The organism is Micromonospora phytophila, from assembly GCF_023656545.1.
GTDB classification, from domain to species: Bacteria; Actinomycetota; Actinomycetes; order Mycobacteriales; family Micromonosporaceae; genus Micromonospora; species Micromonospora phytophila.
On sequence record NZ_JAMOKF010000372.1, the window covers coordinates 1 to 4820 of the forward strand.

Here is a 4820-nt window from a genome sequence, read left to right on the forward strand (position 1 = left end):
GCCCGCCGTGGCCACCGGCGGGCCGGTGACCGACGCCGACGCGCGGGCCCGGTGGGCGGCCCGGGTGGCGGCGGCCTGGCAGGAGGCCCTCGGGGTCGCGCCGCGCGATCCGGCGACCGACTTCCTGGCCGCCGGCGGGGACTCGTTGCGCGCCCTGCGGCTGGTCACCGTGCTGCGGCAGCGCCACGGCAGTGACCTCACGCTGTCCGAGTTCGTGGCGCTGGGCAGCTACGGTGCCCTGGTGGACCGGGTGGCCCGCGATGCCTGACAACCCACGGCCGGTGGTCCGGGCCCCGGTCGGCTGACCCGGCGCGTACCCGACCCGCGAGAGGAGCATCTGTGAGCGGCTTCGGCACCATCGCCGTGCACGGCGACGACGGCCTGGTCCCCGGTGGGGCGGTGGCCCCGCCGATCGTGCAGAGCGCGACCTTCAGCGCCGAGTCCGACGAGCAGTTCGCCGCGCTCGCCACCGAGACCCGGGGCAGCACCTTCTACACCCGCTACGGCAACCCCAACCATGCCCAGGTGGCCGCCGTGGTCGCCGAGTTGGAGGGCGCGGAGACGGGTCTGGTCACCGCCTCCGGGATGGGCGCGATCAGCACCGTCGCACTGGCCCTGCTCTCCGCCGGCGACCACGTGGTGGCACAGCGCAGCATGTACGGCGGCACCACCTCGCTCACCACCGGCCTGCTGCCGCGCTTCGGGGTCTCGTGCACCCAGGTCGACCAGACCGACACCGGGGCGTTCGAACGGGCGTTGGGTCCGCGGACCCGCCTGGTGCTGGTGGAGACGCCGAGCAATCCGCTGCTGGAGCTGACCGACCTGACGGCGGTGGTGGAGCTGGCCCATGCGGCGGGTGCGCTGGTGGTGGTCGACAACACCTTCGCCACGCCGGTGAACCAGCGTCCGATGAGCGCCGGGGCGGACCTGGTCTGGCACAGCGGCACCAAGTTCCTCGGCGGCCACTCCGACGTGTCGGCGGGGGTGGTCGTCGGCTCCGCCGAGCTGGTCGACCGGGTGTGGCAGACGGCGATCGTCACGGGCAGCACCCTCGGCCCGGTGGACGCCTGGCTGCTGCTGCGCGGCATCCGTACGCTGCCGCTGCGGGTGGAGCGGCACAACGCCAACGCCCTCGCCCTGGCCCGGGCCCTTCAGGAGCACCCGGCGGTGGCCCGGGTCCGCTACCCGGGGCTGCCGTCGCACCCCCAGCACGCGCTGGCCCGCCGGCAGATGACCGGCTTCGGCGGGGTGCTCAGCGTGGAGGTGAAGGCGGGTCGGGCGGGGGTCGCCGCGCTGCTGGCCGGGCTGCGGCTGGCCAAGCGGGCGGCCAGCCTCGGCAGCGTCAGCACGCTGGTGGTGCACCCCCGGTCGATGTGGGCGGGGATGGTGGACGCCGAGCAGCTGGCCGCCACCGGTATCGGGGAGGGGCTGGTCCGCGTCTCCACCGGCATCGAGGACACCGCCGACCTGGTGGACGACTTCGTGGCCGCGCTGGACAAGGCGGCCGACCTGGGGTGACCGGGCGTCGGCCAGCGCGTTTCCGGAATCCGGGGTCGACGGTTCGGATCCAGCCCGGGCACGACGTACGCCATGCCGCCCGCACGGCCGCGGCCGCCGACCCGTACCCCCGTATGCAGGGGTGAGGTCGGCGGCCGCGGCCGTCGGTGTGGAGCTCAGCCCACGTGGACGGTGTTGCCGGTGGGGATGTCCTCCTTGCGCACCTTGATCAGGAAGAAGGTCGCCAGGCCGGCGATCAGGATCAGGGCGGCCCCCCAGGCGAAGGCGACGGTGTAGCCGTGCACCAGGGCCTTGACCTGGGTCACCGGGTCCGGGACGCGGGTGGCCAGGTAGGCGGTGACCGCGCTGGTGTAGAAGGTGTTCAGCAGGGCGGTGCCGAGCGAACCGCCGATCTGCTGGGTGGCGTTGAGCGTGGCGCTGGCCGCGCCGGCGTCGTGCTCGGGCACCCCGACCAGCGCGAGGCTGGACAGCGGCACGAACGTGAAGCCGAGACCCATGCCGAGGAGGATCTGCGCGGGCAGCAGGTGGGTGAGGAATTCGGTGTCCACGTCGATCTGGGTCAGCCAGAGCATCGACGTCGCCGCGAGGACCGCGCCGGCCACCATCAGCGGCTTGGCGCCGGTGCGGGGCATCAGCTGGCTGGCCGCACCCGCGGCGATGAGGACGCCGAGGGTGACCGGCAGCGAGGCGAGGCCGGCCTCCAGCGGGGTGTACTGGAGCACCACCTGGAAGTAGAAGGTGAGGAAGAGGAAGGCACCGAAGAGGCCCGCGCCGATCAGGGTGGAGGCGAGGTACGCGCCGCCCCGGTTGCGGTCCAGGATGATCCGCATGGGCAGCAGCGGGTGCGACGAGCGCAGTTCGATCACCACGAAGGCGGCGAGCAGCGCCACGCCGGCGGCGATGAACCCGACCGTTCCGGTGGCGTCCCAGCCGTCCTCGGCGGCCTTGGTGAAGCCGTAGACCAGGGAGACCAGGCCGGCGGTGACCACGACCGCGCCGGGGATGTCGTAGCGGGTGTTGCCCCGTGCCCGGCTCTCGGGGACCAGCGGGATCGCGGCGAACAGGGCGACGGCGGCGATCGGGATGTTCACCAGCAGGCACCAGCGCCAGTCGGCGTACTCGGTGAGCACGCCGCCGAGCAGGAGGCCGACGGCGGAGCCGCCACCGGCGATCGCGCCGTAGACCGCGAACGCCTTGGCCCGCTCCCTGGTCTCGGTGAAGAGCACGGTCAGCAGGGCCAGCGCGGCCGGGGCGAGCAGCGCGCCGAACGCGCCCTGCAGGGCGCGGGCGGCGAAGAGCAGCCCGCCGGTGGTGGCCAGACCGCCGATCGCGGAGGCGATGGCGAAGCCGACCATGCCGACCAGGAAGGTCCGCTTACGGCCCCAGTAGTCGGCGATCCGGCCGCCCAGCAGCAGCAGACCACCGAAGGTCAGGGTGTACGCGGTGACCACCCACTGCCGGTCGGCGTCGGAGATGCCGAGGTCGGCCTGGGCCTGCGGGAGCGCGATGTTGACGATCGTGGCGTCCAGCACGACCATCAGCTGGGAGATCGCGATGACCGCGAGCGCGATCCAGCGCCGCGGGTGCGGCGTGGTCGGCGAGACCTCGGCGTCGGGCGCGCCGGGCACGGTCGAGGTGGTTCCGGGCATGAATCGGCCTTCCGTGAGCGTTCGTCGGTGGTTCAGGACTGGGACGGTCGGTCGGGGCGGTAGCAGAGCACCGGGATCAGGACCTCGTCGACGACCTGGGTGAGGAAGTCGTCGTCGGCGGGCAGGCCGTGGCCGAGGATGCGGGACATCGCCAGCGCCGGGGCCAGGTCGTGGAAGAGCTCGCGCTCACCGGCCTCGGGCGGGATCTCGCCGCGGGCGGCGGCGCGGACCAGTACGGCGGTGCTGGCCACCCGCCCGGCGGGCATCACCTGGTGCCGGATCAGCCGTTCCAGCTCGGGGCTGGTGCGCATGGCGAAGATCAGCGCCTGCATGAGGTCGGCGTCGGCGGTGCAGATCGCGGCCGTGGCGCGCAGCAGCTCCAGCAGGTCACCGCGGAGCGAGCCGGTGTCGGCCGGAAAGTGCACGCGGACGTGGCGCTGGCGCAGCGCGTCGGCGACGAGTTCGGCCTTGCCGGGCCAGTGCCGGTAGATGGTGGCCTTGCTGACCCGGGCCCGGGCGGCCACCGCGTCGATGGTCATCCGGTCGTAGCCCACCTCGCGGAGCAGGTCGATGACGGTGGTCAGCAGATCGCCGGTGCGTTCGCCGCGGGAGGTCGGCACCGCGTCGCCCGTGCCACTCCGCTGCTTGCCCAACATGCGCTCTCCCCGTGAAACGACGTCGTACCGACCCTAGCCGAGGGGAGCGACAGCCCAAGCCGTATATGACGCGCATCGCATAGTCGAGGGAAACGGAACCGTTTCGTGCCGGTGTCGGCCGGGTGAACGTCGGGCGGTCACCGGCGGGCGGCGGACAGCGTCACGGGCACCGCGACGACGTTCGTCCGGGTCCCGTCAGCCGCGGAGACCTCGTACACCTCGACCGTGCCGGTCTGGTCCCGGTCCGTGCGGTAGCCGACGGCGACCCGGTAGTCCCCGCGGCAGCCGGTGCCGCAGGTGGCGGTGGTGAAGGTGGTTCCCACCACCCGGCCGGCGGCGTCGAGCACCCGGACGGTGACCGTGGCCTCGAACACGTCCGCGGTGCCGGTGACGACGAGGGGGGCGGTGACCCGCTGGCCGATGGTCGGGCCGGTCACCACGATCGGCGGCAGCAGGTCGGCGTAGTCGGCCCGGGTGACCGGCGCGCCGGCGCCGAACCGGACCCGCCGCACGGTGGGGAACTGGGTGAGCGTCCAGACCACCTGCGCCTCGGCCAGGCGGCGCGGCTCGGTCCCCCCGCTGCCGGGGGTGGACGCGAGCGTCGCCACGCCGTCGGCGATCCGGGTGACCTCGGTGCCGGGCGGGAGGAGGGTGGTCAGCCCGGTGGCGGCCTCCGCCGGCGTCGGCCCGGCGGCCAGCTCGGTCAGCGCCAGCCGGGACGTCGCCACGGTGGCCGGCCGGGTACGCCGGGTCGGGGCGACCCGCCCGGAGCGGACGTACCACAGCTCGATGGTGGGGGTCTCCGCCGGCGGCGGGCCGGTGCTGGTCGTGGGGGTGGCCGACCGGGTGGGTGCCCTGGGCGGTGGCGGCGTCGTCGTCGAAGCGGGGGTGGGCGACGGCGTCGGACGGATCGATGGGGTGGGTGGTGGCGCGGTGGGCGCGGGGCCGAGTGAGCCCGACCGGGGTGCGGCGCACCCGGCTATGAGCAACGCGGCGG

Annotated in this window: 6 protein-coding genes; 3 read left to right on the forward strand and 3 right to left on the reverse strand. The window is 74.0% G+C overall.

Features of this window, described 5'->3' with window-relative positions:
• The coding region (locus NCC78_RS27595; RefSeq protein ID WP_250798144.1) for an acyl carrier protein at nucleotides 1–268 on the forward strand (268 nt) is incomplete at its 5' end.
• A gap of 71 nt (nucleotides 269–339) precedes the next feature.
• Nucleotides 340–1518: a trans-sulfuration enzyme family protein gene (locus NCC78_RS27600; protein WP_250798145.1), complete on the forward strand. Its 1179-nt coding sequence runs from the start codon at nucleotides 340–342 to the stop codon at nucleotides 1516–1518.
• Nucleotides 1519–1673: 155 nt separating this feature from the next.
• Here the strand turns inward: NCC78_RS27600 and NCC78_RS27605 are convergent, their stop codons facing one another.
• From NCC78_RS27605 to NCC78_RS27615, 3 genes are all read right to left on the reverse strand, one after another.
• Nucleotides 1674–3167, reverse strand: a complete 1494-nt coding sequence (locus NCC78_RS27605; protein WP_250798147.1) for an MFS transporter — start codon at nucleotides 3165–3167, stop codon at nucleotides 1674–1676.
• A gap of 32 nt (nucleotides 3168–3199) precedes the next feature.
• Complete coding sequence (locus tag NCC78_RS27610) at nucleotides 3200–3823, reverse strand: TetR/AcrR family transcriptional regulator (protein ID WP_250798148.1); 624 nt, start codon at nucleotides 3821–3823, stop codon at nucleotides 3200–3202.
• 137 nt (nucleotides 3824–3960) lie between these two features.
• Nucleotides 3961–4551, reverse strand: coding sequence for a Gmad2 immunoglobulin-like domain-containing protein (locus tag NCC78_RS27615; protein ID WP_284706359.1), 591 nt, complete (start codon nucleotides 4549–4551; stop codon nucleotides 3961–3963).
• A gap of 1 nt (nucleotide 4552) precedes the next feature.
• Here NCC78_RS27615 and NCC78_RS27620 point away from each other — a divergent pair.
• On the forward strand, nucleotides 4553–4820 hold a 268-nt coding region (locus NCC78_RS27620; protein WP_250798150.1), incomplete at its 3' end, for a hypothetical protein.